Source organism: Actinomyces bouchesdurhonensis, assembly GCF_900128465.1.
GTDB lineage: Bacteria > Actinomycetota > Actinomycetes > Actinomycetales > Actinomycetaceae > Pauljensenia > Pauljensenia bouchesdurhonensis.
Map to the genome: position 1 here is coordinate 23,709 of NZ_LT635870.1, position 4,083 is coordinate 27,791.

Below are 4,083 nucleotides of genomic sequence, written 5' to 3' on the forward strand. Positions count from 1 at the left end.
CCCCGGAGCGGCGCGCCACGACGCAAACGGGGGCCGCGCACCATCGGTGCGCGGCCCCCGCCTTCGAGCTCGACCACAATCCGCTGGGAGGTCGGACTTGGCCAGGCACCTCCATGGTAGCCCGAAAACCCCTCAATAGTCTGAGGAGATCATTCAGCCCACAGGAAACACCCCGTCAGCTACGGGCGCGGGCGACGAGTTCGTCGAGCCGGTCCCCGTCAGCTACGGGAGGAGCCTCCCCTCAGCGTCGAACGAGTAGCGCGTGCCGTCTATCCACCGGCTGCCCGTCACCATCGCCCCAGAAGACGACAGGTAGAACCAGGAGCCGCGATCACGCAGCCACCCGGTGGCCATCGCGCCATCAGGAGACAGGTAGTACCAGGAGGAACCCACCCGCACCCATCCGGTGGCCATCGCACCGTCAGCAGACAGGTAGTACCAGGAGGACCCGTCCCTCACCCAGCCGGTGCGCATCGCGCCGGACGACGACAGGTAGTACCAGGTGTCGCGCACCTTCGTCCAGCCGCTCGCCATCGCACCGCTCAAAGGATCCAGGTAGTACCACGAGCCGGCCACGTGGACCCACCCGGAGGCCTGACCGCCTGACGGCCCATAGTAGAACCAGCGGCCACCCTCGTACACCCATCCGGTCACCATGTACCCGTGAGCATCAAAACGGTAGATCGCCCCGTCAATGCGCAGCTGCGTGGACGTCGGATACGTCCCGTTGTCGTAGCGCCACCACCAGCCGAGCACGCCGGACACCCAGCGCCCAGCCCCGGCCTCGTCGGGCCCCACGTGATCGGGGCTCACCGTGAACGGCACCTGCACGGTCGCATCGTCGTCGGCCCGCGGGTCAAAGTTTCGGCCGAACGCCTCGACCGTGACCGTCGTGGCGCCCGCGAAACGCCCCGCACCCTGCGGGTGCGACACGTCCACGCCGTCAGCCTGCAGCGTCAGCCCGGGACCGGAGAAGTCCCCACTCCCCTGCCCCGCCGCGATCTCGCGATCGCCCAGCAGGAGGCGCGCGCTCGTCACGGGACCGGACACACTGACCCGCACCGAGACGCGACCCGCGACGGATTCACCCGCCAAGGGCATCCACGTGGACCCGTCCGTCGNTTCTTGCACGCCCTGGCAAAGCCGCTGCCCCCGTCGGTGACGACCAGGGCTGGGGGCGCGATCCGGCTCATAAGCGCGCTCCAGGCCCGGGAATTCTCACTCCTGGCCGCGTACCAGCCCAGCACGCAATCGGGTGTTTGGGCGATGAGCACCACGACGCCTGGGCCCAGGTGGATGCCGTCAACGAAGATGACCTCATGAACCTCATCGATGATCGGGCTGAAAGGCCATAACTGCCACAACGGCTCACAACGCCGACGAAACGAACGTCCCCCACCAGGCAAATCCACCTGACGACACCTGCCAAGGAGCCAGGCCAAGAACTCATCAAGATGCTTGGCCGTGGAGTCGATTTCGTTCAGCGTCGTGATTTGGCAGGTTTTACACCGCCAGCGCTGACGACCTGACGAAGTCCTACCGTGACGGATCATGGGACAGCCACACACAGGGCATGATGCAGTATTCACAGGAACGAGGCAAACACGACCAACTAAAAAAGTAACTTTCCCGCGCAACAAAGCCGAAAAGTCACCCTTCCAGCAACACGATCTGTCCATCCTCATAGTTGGTCCCAACCAACTAAAACACCGACTTTCCCNGCCGCCTGCGACGTCCCGTACAGGTTCCCGTAGGCCTTGCCGTACCAGCTCGTCAGCGGCGCGTAGATCTTCGCGCCGGGAGCCGCGAAATCAATCGTCGAGGCCCCCCAGTTCGACCAGGACGTCGGCTCCAACACGCCGGTGGCCGGGTCCGCGCCGTCGGGCAGCTGCAACGCCGACACCGCGAGGGTACCGCGCATCATCGACGGCAGGTACACGCCGCCCTTCACGTCCCGCTCGTAAGCGCCCCACGTGTCCCCCGGCGACGAATCGTCGGTCGCGGGCGGGTTATCCAGGTCCGTCGTCCAGTTGCCGGCAGCCACCACGTTAATGACGTCCTTCGACGTCGAATAGTCGACCGCACGCTGGACAGCCTCCAGGCCGGCCGCCTGCTCCGGGTCGCCCGGCATCCAGTACTTCCACGGGTTCACGTAGTACGAGCCATTCGTCACCGAAATACCGTGCTCCGCGGCCCACACGAAGCCGCACACGATGTACTCGGGGTAGAAGTAGCCGCCGTTGCGCGACGCCACGTTGATCGCGGCGATCGTCAGCGTCGGATTCACGCCGTCCACGCCCACGCCGTCATGCTTGGCGGCAATCGACCCGGCCACGTGCGTCCCGTGGGTCGCGTCGTCCCAGCGCCACGCGGCAGGATCCTGGTTCGGGATGCCGTTCACGTTGCAAGCCACCGACTTCGAATGGTCCACCTGGCCCGCCAAGTCCGGAACAGTGTCGTCAATGGACTGGTCCATGACGCCCACGGTCACGGGGGCGCGCATGACGTCCACGCCTTGGGCCTCGAGCGCGCGTAGCGCCTGGAGGTGCCACCCGTTGGAGGTCTGCGGGTCGGGCGTCACCCCGGCCTCGTCGCCTCCCTGCGCTCCGCTAGCCCTCGGCGGCCGTGATCGTGAGGACGGTTCCGGTGAGTCGCTCGCCGAGCACCGACAGGGCGCGCTCGCGCTGACGATCATTCAACGCGCTCGTCGCGCCCAGATCCAGGCTCAGCTGAACCCGCGAATCCGCCGTGTTGACGCCCTGGCCGCCGGGATCCGACGCGTGGGAGAAGCGCTCTTCCAGCTCCCCTGCGGGTACGACGAGGCCGTGCGGGCAGCCGGGCCCAGCGGGAATGCGCAGATCGTCCATGGGACCAGTGTGCCACCGGCGAGCCGCGGTGGAGCACTATGCCCTGCCCCGTCCTCGTGAACCCGAGGGCGCTGAACGTACGTAGGAGCCGTCGTACATTTATACGTCGCCTCTCACGTATGACGGTCAGGCCAGGAGCGCGCAGACCCGGTCCTTGAGGTCGGGCAACACGTCGGAGGCGAACCAGGGGTTCTTTTTCATCCACATCTGGTTGCGCGGCGAGGGGTGGACCAGCGGGAAGTACGTGGGCAGATAGCCTTTGTAGTCGCGCACGACGTCCGTGAGGGAGGCCGAGGACTTCAACTTCAGGTAGCGCCTGGTCGCGTACGCGCCGACGAGGATCGTCATATCCAGGTGCGGCATGAGCTCGAGCAGGCGCGGGTGCCATTTGTCGGCGAAGTCCTTGCGGGGTGCCAGGTCCCCACTCTTTCCGGTACCCGGGAAGTAGAAGTCCATGGGGACGATAGCGAGCTTGCCCGAGTGGTAGAACGCGTCGCGGTCGACGCCCATCCAGTCGCGCAGCCGGTCGCCGCTGCGGTCGTTCCACACGATGCCGGTCTCTTCTGCGACTCGCCCCGGCGCCTGACCGACGATCATGATGCGGCAGTCAGGCCCTGCGAAGAACAGCGGCCCCACGCCTCGCTTCGTGTACGAGGCGTTGGCCGGGTCTGCGGCAATCTCCTCGGCGATTTTCTGGAAGCGCGGATCCGTAATCTCCGGTGTCATACGCTCAGGGTATGCCACCCCGCGAGCGCACGACCCCCGGCGACTGGCAGGTCACACGCTAGTCTGCGTCTGCCACGCGGGCGACGTCGGAGCTCGCGCTCGGCGCGAGATCACCGCGCTCGACAGCAACCTCACGCGCTTTCTTTTCCAGCCTGCCCAGCTCGGCCACGGTGTAGCCGAGGTGAGAAACCCCCTTTTCCAGGCTTTGCCTCAGCTTCTTCTGGCCTCTTTCTTTCGCCCCCTTCAGGGTCTCAATCGTGCGCTTATCAGCATCGATCGCACGCTCCAAGCGCGCCTTCGACTCCTCGATAATCCTCAACGCCAGTGTCGGCGTTTCCTCCACAAGCACCGAACACTGGGCGAGCCACTCGACACACCCTCGCTTCACTTGTTCGGCGTAGTCCTTGCTCAGCGCTCCCACGAGTGCCGCTCCTCCGGAAGCGGTCGTCAGGCCCAGAACCGCGCCCCCTCCCGTGATGATCGCGCTTCC

2 protein-coding genes and 2 pseudogenes are annotated in these 4,083 nt (G+C 65.9%); all 4 read right to left on the minus strand.

Translation table 11 applies throughout. The annotated features are described in order from the left end of the window. Positions 1-222 precede the first annotated feature (222 nt). A pseudogene (locus BQ7477_RS13180) lies at positions 223-2,695 on the minus strand (S8 family serine peptidase). Next, entirely contained in the window at positions 2,610-2,867 is a 258-nt protein-coding gene (locus tag BQ7477_RS11750; protein WP_200783530.1) for a peptide chain release factor family protein, read from the minus strand. The pseudogene BQ7477_RS13180 and the gene BQ7477_RS11750 overlap by 86 nt, the downstream one beginning before the upstream one ends. 126 nt (positions 2,868-2,993) lie before the next feature. Next, the gene (locus BQ7477_RS10765; RefSeq protein WP_073983889.1) at positions 2,994-3,593 is read right to left on the minus strand and encodes a uracil-DNA glycosylase family protein; all 600 of its coding nucleotides are present in this window, start codon (positions 3,591-3,593) and stop codon (positions 2,994-2,996) included. Between the two features lie 58 nt (positions 3,594-3,651). Further along, positions 3,652-4,083: pseudogene (locus BQ7477_RS10770) on the minus strand (hypothetical protein); the annotation flags it as partial.